This window comes from Methylobacter sp. (assembly GCF_036845245.1).
Classification (GTDB): Bacteria; Pseudomonadota; Gammaproteobacteria; order Methylococcales; family Methylomonadaceae; genus Methylobacter_A.
Genome location: NZ_DAIUEH010000061.1, coordinates 1 through 14,722 on the forward strand (window position 1 = coordinate 1; position 14,722 = coordinate 14,722).

At 47.6% G+C, this 14,722-nt stretch carries 17 protein-coding genes and 1 pseudogene; 8 read left to right on the forward strand and 10 right to left on the reverse strand.

Annotated features, from left to right (window positions below; translation table 11 throughout):
- Positions 1-414 precede the first annotated feature (414 nt).
- From V7051_RS20875 to V7051_RS20900, 6 genes and pseudogenes are all read left to right on the forward strand, one after another.
- The gene (locus V7051_RS20875) at positions 415-1,779 is read left to right on the forward strand and encodes a sensor domain-containing diguanylate cyclase (RefSeq protein ID WP_333878308.1); all 1,365 of its coding nucleotides are present in this window, start codon (positions 415-417) and stop codon (positions 1,777-1,779) included.
- 265 nt (positions 1,780-2,044) lie between these two features.
- Entirely contained in the window at positions 2,045-2,344 is a 300-nt protein-coding gene (locus V7051_RS20880; RefSeq protein ID WP_333878310.1) for an FAD binding domain-containing protein, read from the forward strand.
- 17 nt (positions 2,345-2,361) lie between these two features.
- The gene (locus V7051_RS20885) at positions 2,362-2,757 is read left to right on the forward strand and encodes an FAD binding domain-containing protein (protein ID WP_333878365.1); all 396 of its coding nucleotides are present in this window, start codon (positions 2,362-2,364) and stop codon (positions 2,755-2,757) included.
- A 111-nt stretch (positions 2,758-2,868) separates the two neighbouring features.
- Positions 2,869-3,318 carry a hypothetical protein gene (locus V7051_RS20890; RefSeq protein ID WP_333878311.1) on the forward strand — a complete coding sequence of 150 codons (450 nt, stop codon included), beginning with the start codon at positions 2,869-2,871 and terminating at the stop codon, positions 3,316-3,318.
- Positions 3,319-3,378: 60 nt separating this feature from the next.
- A pseudogene (locus tag V7051_RS24740) lies at positions 3,379-3,612 on the forward strand (hypothetical protein); the annotation flags it as partial.
- Positions 3,613-3,951: 339 nt separating this feature from the next.
- The gene (locus tag V7051_RS20900) at positions 3,952-5,484 is read left to right on the forward strand and encodes a hypothetical protein (RefSeq protein ID WP_333878313.1); all 1,533 of its coding nucleotides are present in this window, start codon (positions 3,952-3,954) and stop codon (positions 5,482-5,484) included.
- 337 nt (positions 5,485-5,821) lie between these two features.
- On the opposite strand, the gene V7051_RS20905 is transcribed toward V7051_RS20900, so the two are convergent.
- Positions 5,822-6,331, reverse strand: coding sequence for a YkgJ family cysteine cluster protein (locus V7051_RS20905; RefSeq protein WP_333878315.1), 510 nt, complete (start codon positions 6,329-6,331; stop codon positions 5,822-5,824).
- Between the two features lie 293 nt (positions 6,332-6,624).
- Between V7051_RS20905 and V7051_RS20910 the strand changes: the two genes are divergently transcribed.
- Together V7051_RS20910 and cydB are read left to right on the forward strand one after the other, a co-directional pair.
- On the forward strand, positions 6,625-7,986 hold the full coding sequence (locus tag V7051_RS20910) for a cytochrome ubiquinol oxidase subunit I (RefSeq protein ID WP_333878317.1): 1,362 nt from the start codon (positions 6,625-6,627) through the stop codon (positions 7,984-7,986).
- 45 nt (positions 7,987-8,031) lie between these two features.
- Positions 8,032-9,045: a cytochrome d ubiquinol oxidase subunit II gene (gene cydB / locus V7051_RS20915; protein ID WP_333878319.1), complete on the forward strand. Its 1,014-nt coding sequence runs from the start codon at positions 8,032-8,034 to the stop codon at positions 9,043-9,045.
- A gap of 16 nt (positions 9,046-9,061) precedes the next feature.
- On the opposite strand, the gene V7051_RS20920 is transcribed toward cydB, so the two are convergent.
- The 9 genes from V7051_RS20920 to nifW form a co-directional block, all read right to left on the reverse strand.
- A complete protein-coding gene (locus V7051_RS20920; RefSeq protein ID WP_333878321.1) occupies positions 9,062-9,358 on the reverse strand; it encodes a DUF6156 family protein in 297 nt (98 codons plus the stop codon).
- Between the two features lie 12 nt (positions 9,359-9,370).
- Positions 9,371-9,670 carry a hypothetical protein gene (locus V7051_RS20925; protein ID WP_333878323.1) on the reverse strand — a complete coding sequence of 100 codons (300 nt, stop codon included), beginning with the start codon at positions 9,668-9,670 and terminating at the stop codon, positions 9,371-9,373.
- A gap of 14 nt (positions 9,671-9,684) precedes the next feature.
- Complete coding sequence (locus V7051_RS20930) at positions 9,685-10,122, reverse strand: SoxR reducing system RseC family protein (protein ID WP_333878325.1); 438 nt, start codon at positions 10,120-10,122, stop codon at positions 9,685-9,687.
- 12 nt (positions 10,123-10,134) lie between these two features.
- Positions 10,135-10,500 carry a Rieske (2Fe-2S) protein gene (locus V7051_RS20935; RefSeq protein ID WP_333878326.1) on the reverse strand — a complete coding sequence of 122 codons (366 nt, stop codon included), beginning with the start codon at positions 10,498-10,500 and terminating at the stop codon, positions 10,135-10,137.
- Positions 10,501-10,656: 156 nt separating this feature from the next.
- Positions 10,657-11,265 carry a Grx4 family monothiol glutaredoxin gene (grxD, locus tag V7051_RS20940; protein ID WP_333878328.1) on the reverse strand — a complete coding sequence of 203 codons (609 nt, stop codon included), beginning with the start codon at positions 11,263-11,265 and terminating at the stop codon, positions 10,657-10,659.
- Between the two features lie 365 nt (positions 11,266-11,630).
- Positions 11,631-12,902: an ATP-dependent Clp protease ATP-binding subunit ClpX gene (gene clpX, locus V7051_RS20945; protein ID WP_333878330.1), complete on the reverse strand. Its 1,272-nt coding sequence runs from the start codon at positions 12,900-12,902 to the stop codon at positions 11,631-11,633.
- Complete coding sequence (nifM, locus tag V7051_RS20950; protein WP_333878332.1) at positions 12,899-13,771, reverse strand: nitrogen fixation protein NifM; 873 nt, start codon at positions 13,769-13,771, stop codon at positions 12,899-12,901. The genes clpX and nifM overlap by 4 nt, the downstream gene beginning before the upstream one ends.
- A gap of 1 nt (position 13,772) precedes the next feature.
- The gene (locus V7051_RS20955; RefSeq protein ID WP_333878333.1) at positions 13,773-14,252 is read right to left on the reverse strand and encodes a nitrogen fixation protein NifZ; all 480 of its coding nucleotides are present in this window, start codon (positions 14,250-14,252) and stop codon (positions 13,773-13,775) included.
- Positions 14,249-14,566: a nitrogenase-stabilizing/protective protein NifW gene (nifW, locus tag V7051_RS20960; protein ID WP_333878335.1), complete on the reverse strand. Its 318-nt coding sequence runs from the start codon at positions 14,564-14,566 to the stop codon at positions 14,249-14,251. Before nifW ends, V7051_RS20955 begins: the two co-directional genes overlap by 4 nt.
- Positions 14,567-14,722: the final 156 nt, after the last annotated feature.

The following is a 14,722-nucleotide window of genomic DNA, read 5'->3' on the forward strand; positions in this document are numbered from 1 at the left end:
TGCTAAAATCGGATGGATCCATTTTAGCTTTCGCGAAAAATCCTGGCGCGCTTACGCTCTCACAATAAACCGTAAGTAGTGGCACTGATTTATTATGGTTGAAGAATATGCAATGCTTAACCACAAGCTCTGGATTTTCTTGAAGCATTGATATTCACTGTGCCATTGCCCCTTTCCTCCTAGGGGGCGTCTCGATATGCCCTTCTAGAACTTTAGAAGGGCGCTTTTTTGCCAAACCCACTCTGGTGCCCCCAAGACGGGTATTAGTCCAAAAAGAGACAGCCAACGTATAATCCAATCAACAGTTTATTGATCCTAAGCCACCGTTCAGATACTCTTAAATGCTCGCCATTTTCAGTTGACTGAGCAGAACCATTACGGGTCTAACTTGCAACTGTAAATTAAGGAGTTGCCATGCGACTTTCAGCCTTTATCCTCAATAATATCGAAGAAATTATCAAAGAGTGGGAAGTATTCGCCAAGACCTTCCTCCCTGAAGCCCAAAATATAGACAAGGAGCAGCTACGCGATCACCTCGATGAAATTCTGAGAACGATTGCCGCCGATCTGGCTCGTCCCGAGACGGTGCATGAACAAATCGAAAAGTCAAAAGGTCAGAGTTTGACGCCTAACAGAGACGACACGGCGGCTACCATTCATGGGGCATATCGTCGGTTGTTAGGCTTCAGTCTGAACTCAATGGTGGCCGAGTATCGTGCGCTTCGCGCCAGCGTGATCCGGTTGTGGCTGGAGGAGAATCCCGAGCGTTTAAGTTCTGTAATATATTTTGGCGACCTGATCCGCTTCAACGAAGCGATCGACCAGTCCATTACGGAAGCTGCACTCAGTTACTCTACTGAAAGAGAACACGATTCCCGCATGTTCGAGACGATTATGACATCTTGCCACGACCTGATCAGCAGCTTCGATTTGGAGGGTCGATTTTTGTATGCCAATAAAGCGCTGACTGAATTGCTCGGCCTCACGCTTGATAAATTAGTGGGAAAAAACCACTTCGATTTGGATGTGCCGGTTGCCGCAGAGCTAAAAGGGCTGATTGAACAGACCATCCGTAACAAAAAACCTGTTTGCGAGGAACTGCCCTATACGCCTGGCTCTGGCACGGAGGAATGGTACGAATATATTTTTACACCCGTGCTGGGCAATGAGGGCAACATAGAAGCGGTTGCCTGCATAGGGCGAAAAGTGACCGAACGCAAAGCTTCGGAAGATAATAATTGGTATAAGGCCAATTACGATGAATTAACCGGCCTGCCCAATCGAAGCCTTTTTTTCAATCGACTGGAGGAATATATAACGCAGTTCGAGCGTGCCGGCAGGCCGCTCGCTTTACTGTTTATCGATCTCGATTTGTTCAAGGAAGTCAATGATCGATTCGGTCACGAAACAGGTGACAGCTTGTTACAGAAGGCGGCAGAACGTATTCACTCCTGTGTTCGGCAAAGCGATACCGCTGCTCGTCTAGGCGGGGATGAATTTACTGTCATCCTGCTGAACTTACCAAAACCGGAGCAGGTCGAGATCGTCGTCGAAAAGATTCGGCAGCGTCTGGCCGAACCTTTCCAGATTGACCAACACACTGTGCAAATCTCTGCCAGTATCGGCGTCGCGCTTTACCCGCAAGACGCCAGCATCGTTGACCAGTTGGTTCATCATGCTGATGTGGCAATGTATGCATCAAAAAAAGCGGGGGGCAACCAGTTCATTGTTTTCTCGCCCCATTTGACGCAAACGAGCGGGAGGCAGCTTGGCAGGTGATCCAATCTCCGTTGTCACGGCCGTTGGTCAAACCCCCGTCTGATGAAGGATTGCTCTAACAATGGCATCAGGTCTTAGCATATCCTTGAAAAAGTCATGTCAAACCGATTGTAGTTATTTTCATAACCATCCTATTTAATATTTTCCTTATAGTATTGTTAGATACCGAACCGACACCGGTTAATTATTCGATTAATTTTTTGGCAAAACTTAATGAAGCAGCACGCTTGTTTAAATAAATAGTTAGCCTATTAAGGAATGACTTATGCCAATTAAATCATCCATGCAAGAAGTGTTTGATCAACTTAAATCTAACGGCGAAGCGGCAGTTAAGAACAGCGAGCTTGCGAATCATCGCATTATTCGCCAGCGTTACCCGGTTTTGTCGCAGGCGATTTTGTTCGGCGCATCGGGGCAGATTCGCAATATGGCGACTGTTGGCGGAAATCTCTTGCAGCGACGCGGTGTTATTATTTTTACGACCAAACGGCGGGCTGTAATAAACGCAAAGCTGATTCGGGTTGTGACGCCATTGCCGGTTTCAATCGGATTCATGCCATTTTAGAAACTTCCGACGCGTGCATAGCGACGCATCCATCCGATATGTGCGTTGCGCTCGCCGCGCTGGGTGCAACGGTTTTTGTCGAAGGTAAAAACGGCCAGCGCGAAATTGCCTTTAATGATTTTCACCGCTTGCCCGGAGATACGCCGCAGATAGAAACCGATTTGCAGGCCGATGAATTAATTAAAGCCATCGAAATTCTGCAAAACGATTTTGTTGCCAATTCTCTGTATCGGAAAGTGCGGGATAGATCGAGCTACGCTTTCGCGTTGGTCAGCGTCGCGGCGGCTTTGGAGCTTCAAAACAACGTTATTGCAAACGTGCGGATCGCACTCGGCGGCGTATCGCATAAACCCTGGCGGGCATTTGAGACTGAGCGTAGCGGCCACAGAAGAAAATTTCAAGCGCGCAGCTGAACAAGAATTGAAGCAGGCAAAAGGTTATGCCTATAACAATTTCAAAATCGAACTGGCGAAACGAACCCTTGTCAGCGTGTTGAATGACTTAACCGAAAGTGGAGGTGCGCGATGAGCGCTGTCGGGATCATTAAAGAAACGATCGTTCAATTTATGCCCGGCAATGACGCAGATTCCTTGATGCACAAGCCCGGCTATGTCGGCAAAGCGATCAACCGTGTCGATACTAAATTGAAAGTCAAAGGGGAAGCCGCCTTTACTGCTGACTTTAAACTTGATAACCCGGTTTACGCTGCTTTGGTTTACAGCACGATTACCAAAGGCAAAATCACCAGAATCGACCGGAGCGTAGCGGAAAACTCCATCGGCGTTTTAGCCGTGATCACCTATGAAAATGCCCCTAAAATTCATACGCTCTCTATGTTTGAGCCATCGAGCGAGAGCAAAGGTGCGGCGGCAAGCGATTGTCCGATTTTGCAAAATGAATATATTCACCGGGACAGCCAGCCGATTGCTGTTGTTATCGTCGAAACGCTTGACCAGGCAGAGCATGCTGATTGAGTTGGGAGAAAAAGACAGTCGTTTCAAGCTTAAAAGGGCACTGATGGGTCGCGACTTTACTCGCCTGTAGGTTTAGATATCGGGGTTAACTCACCGCAGGAAATCGCTCTATCGATTATCGCAGAAATGCGTGCTATCGTCGCCGCGCGGAAAGGCGGACATTTATGTTGCCGCCAGGCTCCGATTCATGATGTATACGGTACGGTATTAGGCGGCTCGGGACGAACAATACTCAAACCTATGCAAGGAAGAGATAGCGGAGGCTTGCTTTTGCTCAGCTGGCCTGCTTCATAAATCGGCCATTTAGATAACGACATCAAAAGCTTGTCTCGGCTCTCTTCCTTCTATCCCTCTTACCAAGACGGCATGATCGAGCGCTTCAACGAACGGATGCAGCAAGTTCGGGCCATCACTCGCTTCGATTCACCCGGAAGCCTTGAGGTGCTATGCCTGCTATAATAGAACCACTCGATCCCGCAACGCGCTCTCGGCTACATCACGCCAACCCAAGCCTTGCGGAACTGGTGTGAAAAACGACCGGAATTATTTAATAAGCGCGTTTATAATCAGGCGAAGCTTAACATTTTTCCTAAACCCGAAACCTTGTGAAAAATACGTAGGAGACGCCGCACGATGACTGTCGAACTCTTGATTAACTTTACTGTGCAGTTTCTTGGAACCGGGGCCGCATTTTTCCTCGCCTACCGGTCTTTCCAAAAACGCCGAATTCAGTTAGGCGCTGAACCGACTCTACCTCAATACTTTAGCCGCAGAAGCACCTACTGGGTAGGGATCGCATCTTACTGCACGTTTATGGCGGCACTTTACTGGCTGCTTACTTGGCAATGGCTGCCCTTGGAACCGCTGGTGACGCTGATCGTAAAGAACCTGCGCTCCAGGGAACTGGTGAATCTTCTGAATGGCTTGGATGGAAATACGATCATACCTTTGATTGCCGCCGGGCTGTTTCTATTTTTTATTGCCTGGGAAAGCAAACTTAATCCCTTACTTATTTTAAGAGACAGCATTCACGACGCTTTCGCAATTCCGACCAAGGCGGTAGAAGTCTATAATGCTTTAGTTACATCGAGATTGTCCGCGGTCGACGATAATCTAAAAACACAAATCGCCAATCGCCTGCTGGTGTCGAGTATCGACTCCGGCGATTTCGATAAATCCAGCGCCACGGTCGAGTATAAATGGGCGCATAACTGCCTTCTTTTCGACCGGATACAAAACTACGCCAACCAACCATCCTTTCGTCGCTTTTTCAACGAACCGTCCCTGAAATGGGGGGAAATCTGCATCTCCTACAATGCGATGTCGGAAAAGATTGCCGTCTGGAAGGAAGCCGAGCCTCACTATACCAAGACGTTAAAACTGATAAAAGAGTTGGATCAACTCACCGGTCTACTCTGTCGCTTACTCGCCTCACTGGTTGTGTTCGGGAGCGCCAGCGAAAATGAGATATGGGAAACTGTAAAGCAGCTCGGCGGCAACATCCCCGAGGTCCGCCTGAAACACACCTATAAATACGTTCTGCTTTTCACGGCTGCCACCGCTACGGGAGTTATGTTGGGACGAGAGATTTCAGTCTCGTTACACAATGCTTTCCTATTTCCGGATAACCCGTTAGAGCATTTTGATTACGCTACGCTCCGCTGGGTCGCCTATGCCATCCTGATCTATGTCCTGCCGATAGCGCTGGTCTTTATTTTCCGGACGCTCGCCTTCAGGCATCAACGTGAGCAATCCGATCGATACTATGGGTTCTATATGGCAATGATGATAATGGGGTTCTTTGTCAGCACCACCGCATCGGCGCTTATACTCGAGTTGACTTACTACAAAGATAACTTTAGTTTTCTGGAAAGCTTCATCCAACATATGCGCTGGGGAATTCTGCCGGCGCTTATGTGCGGTTTTGTGGCTTATCGAATGGATACGCCGGTGAGCGAATCTGAAGCTTTAGGTAAACTCATTATGGAGGCAATGTTACGTTTTATCGGCTGGGGATCGGTTGCCGTCATTATCATGCTTTATGCGACCGGCGACATGACCATCCAGGAGACGAACCTGCGTTTCACTCTTGTCGGCACGGCTTTCTTCGTGGTCGGTCTGCTGGCGGCATCTGCCCGTTTCAAAACGGCGAGGCAGGATAAATAGCGATTCCATCCCGTATCCTTAAAGTCCGAAAAAAATGCGCCGGTAGAGAGAGGGGACGGGAAAGCATTGTTGGTCGTGCAACTTCTTTTCGTTGCACGACATGTGAAGCTCGTGAATGCGGGTACAGTCAGCCGCGAAAATCGGCTTTCACTACGCCCTACAGCTTTTCTCGGGGATTGATATTCCCGGACTCTAGTACTCAGTCAATCTTGTTTTGTCGGGTGATAATTTAATTGTGGGAGCGGCTTTAGCCGCGATTGTCGCGGCTAAAGCCGCTCCCACATAGCCTTCTTCACTCGACATTATAAATTTGACTGAGTACTAGCACTTATACCTTTTAAGCCGTGTCCCCGCCCTCCTCCCAGTGCGCGAACCACTCGGTTAAATCCCGGGTATCGCCCAAACCGCCGAGACGTCGATCGATGACGTCCTGGTTGCCCCACACTACCTCGGCCCAAGCGCCGTCGGCTACCCGCGATTCGATGTCCTTGCAGTAAAGCCCCAGATCGCGCTGAACGTAGAACCCGTAGGTTCGGCAAGCCACCGGGCGGTGCTCGTATACCAGGCAGGCCCCCGCCGATCGGTCCAACAACGGACAGACAATGGGGCGTGATGACTGCTCGGCCAGCGCAGCAATGTCCTGGCCGATTTCCAAAAGTCGCTCAGGGGGTAGCGCGGCCAGTCCGTCCCGCAGCAAATCCCATTCCTCCGCAGTGAGCCGGGGCACTTCGGCGAGCCGTCGGCAACAGCTGTCGCAGCCCATGCGGCATAGCCAATCGGGATTGCCCTCACGGATAGATTGTACGCGCGCTTCGATATCGGCATGGAGTTGGGTAAGTGTGTTCATCTTCGTATCCGGCCTTTTTATCTGCGCGTTGAAAAAGCTTTCATTATAGGTTGAGTACGATAATGGAACTGAAATTTCCTTGCGGACGTTCACATCATACCGGAAGCCCCAATAATTTATTCAGCATTGAAGGCTTGGTAGAGTCAGGCTGTTCTAATTTCATATTTGAGCCATTAACCTGAAATTACTCTCTAGTTGCAGTTGTGGAAATTTCTGTTTAATGGTCTGATAACAAAAAATAACCATCAATACTGGAATGCTCAGAATGTAATATCGGACAGGAGAAAACACCAATGGAAAGCTTACAAGATCCACTGTTTTTGTCGCGCTTGCAATTCTCTGTTACCGCCATGTTCCACATTTTATGGCCGCTCACAACCGTGGGGATATCGCTTATCCTGGTAATTTTTGAAGGATTGTGGCTGAAAACGGGCGATGTTGACCATTATCGGCATGCGCGTTTTTGGGCTAAATTATTTTTGCTCAATTTTTCGGTGGGCGTTATCAGCGGTCTTCCCCTGGAGTTTGAGTTTGGTACCAACTGGTCGCGTTTTGCCATGGTGACCGGAGAATTCTTCGGCAATATTCTGGGCTACGAAGGGGCTATGGCCTTTATGCTGGAGGCCGGTTTTCTCGGAATCATGCTGTTTGGATGGATGCGAGTTCCCCCGGTCATTCATTTGTTAGCGACCTGTATGGTGGCATTAGGGGCATCGTTATCTGCCTTTTGGATTATGGTTGCTAATTCATGGATGCAAACACCGGCAGGCATTCATTTGGAAAACAACAGGGTTGTAGTAGACAGTTATTTTGAAGCGATCTTTAACAAAAACATGCCGTGGGGCGTTTTACACATGTGGTTTGCATGTGTAACAACCAGTCTTTTCGTCATCGGTGGCTTATCCGCTTGGTATATTTCAAAAAGAAGAAATACGGATTTTTTTCTTAAGTCTTTCAAGCTCGCCTTAATGGGTGTGATTTTTGTGGTGCCCGTTCAATTATTTTTGGGCCACGGCAGCGGCCGAGAGATATTTGCTAACCAACCGGCAAAAGGAGCGGCTATCGAAGCACATTGGACTACGAACCAGCAAGGCAAAGGAGCTGACTGGAATCTATTATCCTGGCCTAACCAACTGGAACAAAAAAACGATTGGGCTCTTTCTATCCCGAACGGTTTAAGTGTTCTGGCGACCGGCGACCGGAACGGTCAAGTACAAGGCTTAAAATCATTCCTCCAAGCCGACCAGCCACCCGTTATTCCACTCATTTTCTATAGCTTCCGGATTATGGTGGGGATCGGGTTGTTTTTTATGGGACTCATGGTCTGGACATCGGTCGCTTGGCTTAAAAAGCAATTATCAGCCGAGTCCATTTACACTCATCGTTGGTTACTGCGTGCGTGGATAGCTTCAATTCCGCTTGGCTATCTGGCGACCGAATGCGGCTGGATTGTACGGGAGGTTGGCCGTCAACCCTGGGTCATTTACGGCCTGTTACGAACCCGCGATGCGGCATCGACGCTACCGGCATCTGTCGTGGCAGTCAGTCTGGTTACTTTTGTGGTTATTTACATCAGTCTTTTTATTTTGTTTCTGATATTTGCGGTCCGCATTCTCCAGAAAGGCCCCGATTTAACATTGATGCCGCCGTCATGAAGTATCATTTGAATTCACTTGATAACGCTTTTGAGGTCATGGGATATGGACACTGAAATTCATAACCTGCTCGCCAATATCTGGTTTTTTATTATCGGCCTGATGCTATTTTTATACGTCGTTCTGGACGGCTTTGATCTGGGTGTAGGCATTCTTTCATTATTCACCAGGGAAGACCAACATCGCACCATCATGATGAAAAGTCTTGAAAGCATCTGGGATGCGAATGAAACCTGGCTGGTATTGCTTGGCGGCGCATTATTCGGGGCTTTTCCTCTGGTTTTTGCCATCACGCTACAATCGCTGTATATCCCGGTCATGGTCATGTTGTTTGCTCTTATCTTTCGGGGTGTCGCCTTTGAGTTTCGTCATCATGCCCACAATAACGCTCCTTGGAATTTGGTGTTTGGGTATAGCAGCTTAGTGGCGGGACTTGCTCAAGGACTTGCTTTTGGTGGCTTGATTAGCGGACTGGGTATTAACGAGGGCGACTATCAGGGCAACGTCTGGGGATGGTTTACGCCCTTTTCGGCACTGGTCGCTTTAGGTGTGGTTAGCGGCTACAGCTTGCTGGGCGCAACCTATTTAATGATAAAGACCGAAGGCGCAATGCAGCGAATAAGCATAACTCAAGCCTATATTGCAGCCGCCCTGGAAATAGTTATTCTGATGGCGGTGGTCATCTGGGCAGCCCAGCTCAATCCTTATTTTGCAGTGCGCTGGGCCGATGCTGAATCAGGCCATTACCTGGACTTTTTTCTTGTTTTGTCAGCTTTTGCTTTTATTATGTTGATGCGGGCTTTACGGATGCGCTTCGAATTAAGAGCATTTTTCTGGAGTGTCATTATTTCTCTGGCGGCTTTGAGCGCAATGACTATCGGCTATTATCCCTATATGATTCCTCCTTCGATAGCATTGACCCATGCAGCATCTTCGAGCAGGACGTTGATATTTATGCTCTCAACTATCGGTTTTTTGATTCCTGTGATGATGATTTATAGCGGCTATCAGTACCTTGTTTTCCGAGGCAAAGTGCAAATGAATGGGCATACAGACTAACTTAGCGCTTACCGAATCACACCATCTCACCGGACTCATTAAAGTGAATCTCACGCACTTCATCATCTTCGGTAATTTGCGCATGTTTTAAAACGCCATCATCGTAATATTGATACTGATGCTCGGATTCAACCTCGCCATAAACCACTTTCTGGCAAAGCAGCATCCTATCTTGGTCATCAAAACGGCTACGATAATAAGTATTCCGATTATTCAAGCTGTCTTCAGTTATTTCGTTGACCAGCTTTAACGGGAGTTTGACGCCGCTGTAACTCACAAAATAACGGAATCCGGTTTGTTGTTCTTGGTTCATACTGTGCAAAATTTAAGAAAAAAGATGGATGGAAATAATCTCTATGATCTGATCCAAAGTCAGGTTTTCATTTTCACCGACAATGTTATGCATCGAAATGGGATATTTCAGGTCTATGCCGTAACGTCCTGCGTTCTGGCCGAAAGTGTATATGTAGGCGGAAATATCCGGCTCGTTAACCGTGCATAGCTCAATGGCTTTGTAGTGCTGCTCTTTATTATTCAACGCCAGCGTATTTTCACCGTAACGATGAACGAGCTCCAAGAGCAGGAGCTTAAGCGGAGCATCTTTGTCAATCGACCAAACATTCATACAAGCATTCAAAGTTAGATCTTCCTGACTACGACAGGCCGGGCGTAATAATTCAGTATTAACAGACTTTGCGCTTTGTTGATTAACCACAGCGAAGCAATAAAACTCAGTATCGCGCTGCCGGCAATCCATAAATCTGCATGTGGGGCATTATCCATCAACAGCCAGTCGGCCATGCCTGCGCCTGTAAATAACGCAATTAACGGCACCAGATACAATAACAGGGAGGTGCGAAGCAGCAGATTTTCATCGATAGCGACCATGACTTCATCGCCGGTTTTTAGTTGAATGTCGCAATCAACCGGTACCGACTTTTTCTTAAGAACGCTGCCGATTGCGTTGGTGGAACACGAGGCTTTTTGCAAGCAACCGCCACACGCACTGTTTTGTCCGCTTTCGACCCAAACCTGATGGTTTTCTATTTTCACCACGACGGCTAATTCTTCTATCATCGCTATCACCGTTCAATCGATAAGTGTCAGATGCTTTTCGGCAAAATAGAGGGTGCCGTCAATCTCTTTCAAACGAAGCGATTGCAGGCGTTGACCAAAGCAAACCGGACTTTGACACTCTCCGGTTTTGGGATCAAAAATAAAACCGTGCATCGAACAGCGCAGATATAAGCCGGTTTCGTCAAAGATGGCGTCCTGTTCGCAATCTAACGGTCTGTTCATATGCATACAATGGTTGACATACGCATAAGGATCGCCATCAAACGCGAAAATAATGGCCGAAACCGGCTGTTTTTTAAAGAGGATTTTCCGCGTTAAATAACGGGATTGATCCAATTCATCACGCGTGCAGGCCGGTTTTGTGTTGTCGTTTGCCATGACTGATCCTGACTTTAACTCCATTTCACCACGAAGGCGCGAAGAAAAATAAAACTTCGTGTCCTCGGCAATTGCTCCTGCATTGCTCTACCTCCTGCATCCTTGCAGTCGTTCATGCCTTCATGGTGGAAATTTCCTATTCTTTACATCAGAAATTTAATGCCGTATTTGCAGCAATCCGCTGGCGTTTTGCTTTTCAGCCCATTCATCCGGAGTAAATGCTTTAACACTGACTGCATGAAGCTTACCCGATGCTAAAGGTTCTTTTAACGTTGCCAGGACTAACTGCTGCTTTTTTACTATCGTTAAATCGTTAAATTGCGCACTGATCACAGTGATCGATAAATCGCAGCCCTCGCCTTCGATCATCACTTTGGCATCATCAATACCCTGTTGCACCAGTTGCGTAACTTCGCTAACGCTCAATGCGTTGGTTTCAGCTTCCACCTTTTTAGGCGCGGCAGCTGTTAATAAAGGCAATAAGCTACCGTTGTTGGACATTTCTTCAACAATGTCGCAGCCGCCGACCAATTCGCCATTAACAAACAATTGCGGATAAGTCGGCCAATGAGAAATGCTCGGTAACTTTTCACGGATAAAAGGCGCTTCCAACACATTGACATAAGCGTAAGGAATATTGGTGGTGTTGAGTATGCCGACCGTTTTGGCGGAAAACCCGCATTGAGGATTGGTCGGTACGCCTTTCATGTACAGGATGACCGGATTGTCTGCCAGCTGCTTGAGGATTTTGTCTTCGGTTTTCATAAGGTTCTCGTTTTTTGTTAATTAATTCACCACGAAGACACGAAGGACACGAAGATTATACAAGCTAAAAACTTCGTGTCCTTCGTGTCTTCGTGGTGCCATTTTCTCGTTCCCACGCGCTGCGCCACTGCCATTAAGTTAAGAAAAAAGCTCCCTCTCCTGAGTGCTAGTTCCCAAGCTCCTGCTTGGGAATTCAGTATGGGAAGCTCTAGCTTCCCGACTCGCAAAGCTGGAGCTTTGCTCACTGGGTTCCCAAGCAGGAGCTTGGGAACCAGCGTATCTCTTAACTTAATGGCAGTGACGCGCTGCGCGGGAACGAGGAACAGTAGCAACATTCAATGGGCACGCTCAGCGTGCCCTGCATTTTACTCTCCGGCTTGTTGCCGTTTGGGCTCATCCTTTTTTATCAACTTGATCTGGCCTTCGCCTTTAACTACGTCAGCATCGACAATACATTGCTCAACATCATTGACGGATGGAATATCGAACATGGTTTTCCGTAAGATTTGCTCCATGATGCTGCGCAAGCCGCGAGCGCCGGTTTCACGTTCTATGGCTTTTTGGGCGATCTCGACCAAGGCATCATGTTCGAATTTCAACTCCACGCCTTCGTAGGCAAACAGTTGTTGATATTGACGGACCAGCGCATTTTTAGGTTCGGTTAAAACCCGGATCAATGCATCAACATCCAACGGTTCCAACGGCGCCAGCACCGGGAAACGGCCAATAAACTCAGGAATTAAACCGAATTTGCGTAAATCACTCGGCTGTGTCGCATTCAGCATATCTTCCAATGCCGGTTTTTCAGTTGTCTTGTTCATCTCGGCATGAAAGCCGATAGCGGAATTGGTCGGCACCAAACGTTTTTCAACATGTTTTTCCAGACCGGGAAATGAACCGCCGGCAATGAACAGGATATTACGCGTATCCATCGTGGTCTCGCCGTCTTTATTGCGTCCTTTGGCCGGAATTTTGACTTGAGAACCTTCAACCAATCTTAATAATGCCTGTTGCACGCCTTCGCCGGACACATCGCGAGTTCCGGTTTGTTGTTCCGGACTGCGGGCGATTTTGTCGATTTCATCCAGGTATACGATACCCCATTCGGCATTGACCATATTGCCTTCCGCGACATCCAGCAGCCTGACCAGGATATTTTCGACATCATCGCCGACATAACCGGCCTGGGTCAGTGTTGTCGCATCGGCAATAACAAACGGTACGCCGACAATTTTTGCCAAGGTACTGGCTAATAAGGTTTTTCCTGTACCGGAAGGGCCGATTAACAGAATATTGGATTTACCGATTTCCACATCCTTGTCGAATTCGCCCAAACCCGCGTCGCCGCTTTCGTGTTTCAAACGCTTGTAATGGTTATAAACAGCAACGGCCAATATTTCTTTGGCAAGATGCTGCCCGATAATATATTGATCAAGATGCTCCTTGATTTTTGCAGGGATCGGCAGTGCGCCCTGCATTTCGGAAAGCTCTTTTTTCCGGCTCCAATTGCTGACCACCTGATTAGCTAATGACACACAAGCTCCGCAAATATAACCTTCGCTACCGGCAATCAAAGGTACCGAAGCGGATTGCTCTATGCCGCAAAAAGAACAGTGTTTGACTTCTTTCTCGCTCATGATGTGCTTTCCTCAGATTCAGGAGTGGCTAAACCTGCTAACCAGGCGCGTTGGCAGGTTCGCCGGGCGCGTTCTTTCATTAGCTGGCGTATTTTTGGGGTTGCTTTTGCCAAAGACAAGGTTTCGGCTTTTTGTATGCTCTTGCACAACAGCACATGAAAACCGATTTCCGATTTGACAACATTGCTGACTTCACCCGGTTTTAAGTTGAACAATACCGCATCCAATTCAGGATAAAGCGTGCCGCGCGGCACTGTGCCCAGAACGCCGCCTTGCAAAGCAGTAGGGCATTCCGAATGCCTTAATGCCAGATCGGCAAATTTGTGCGGTTTTTTATGCAGTTTTTCGGCAAGTTCCTGAGTGCGACTTAAAGCCGCTTCGAGAGTATTCTCAGGATAATCCGGATTAATACTGATAAAAATATGGCTGACTTCGCGCATTTCAGGGCGATTAAATTGCTCGGCATGAAGATGGTAGTAGATGCCGATATCAACCTCACTGATAGCAGGCGCACGACTGGCAATCAATTCTAGCACCGTATTCACTTTACACTGGCGTTGCAATGCCGCCTGCAAGCTGTTTTTATCGAGCCGGTTTTTTTCCAGATCGCTAAAAAAAGCAGCCTCGTCATCATAGCGGTCACGAATTTCCTGATAAGCCTGTTGCAGTTCCTGGTCAGTAATAATGACTGCCGCGGCTTCCGGCGTATTCAGCACCCTGCTCTCAATCTTGAACTCATTTAAAGCTTGAGTTTGCGCCTGCTTTAGCTCAGCTTCGGCCAATTCATTCGGCGACTTTTTGAATAAGGCTAAAGCCGCCCTTAATAAATTGTAAGTTTCCAGCTGGATAGGTTTATCAATTACAGTCATATCAAAACTCTGGTTCGTTAAATGACTCAGGGTGTGCGGGAGCAAGCGCTGTTTCAGGCACTTGCAGAACCCTGCCATTAAAAGCGATATGGTATTGAATCAGCTCGCTATCTCTAATCACCTTAAAAACTTCGCCATCCGTACCCTTAGGAAACAGGATATTCCCTTGTATTCCCAAGTCAATAGTGCAAACCACCTTGTCCCTGAACTCGAAGCGGCTGGGATTCCAAGGCTCATCTCCACCGATCAGTTCTTCCAGCCGACAGCCCACCATTCGGTCAACGGACAGGAAATGGACGGTATAAATCACTTGATCTTGCAGAAAAGTGCCTACATTAAGGATATTGCCCACACTTCCCCGCCGCACTAACAAAGTGCCTACATCCATACCGGGATAAGTACCGTCGTTACGGACATTTCTGGTAACCCGGACCGTTTCGCCAAATTCAAATCGACCTTCGTCGAAGCGATCGGGGTTCATGTTTTTATATCGCTTAAAGAGACAAACGCTGTTTGCGAAGCTTCAGCCATCCCAAACACTTTAAATACTTTTTCGGTTTGAGCATCGGAATCGACAAAATCCTGATAAGCCCGTTGCAACAATTTGCTGTAAACCGCTCTTTTTGGCGCTTCATCTTCCGGCATATCGTCACCGGCTTTTTGTAAATAATCATGAAAACGCTGCAAAATATGCAGGCGGTTAACATGCACCACGCTAGGCTGATATTCCAGTTTAAAATACTGTAGGAAATCCTCCGCCGATTCCATCTCTTCCATTTCTTCTTCAAAGCTCATACATTTTCTCCGGTAATTAAAGGGGACCGACTGAGCTGGCATCCTGAAATAGCAGGTAGAGCGCCAGAATAACAAACGCCACAATAGGCATGATGGTCATCAATGAATCGGTTAGTTCTTTTTTCAACATGATCTTGCTCCAGCCAGTTTTTGAGT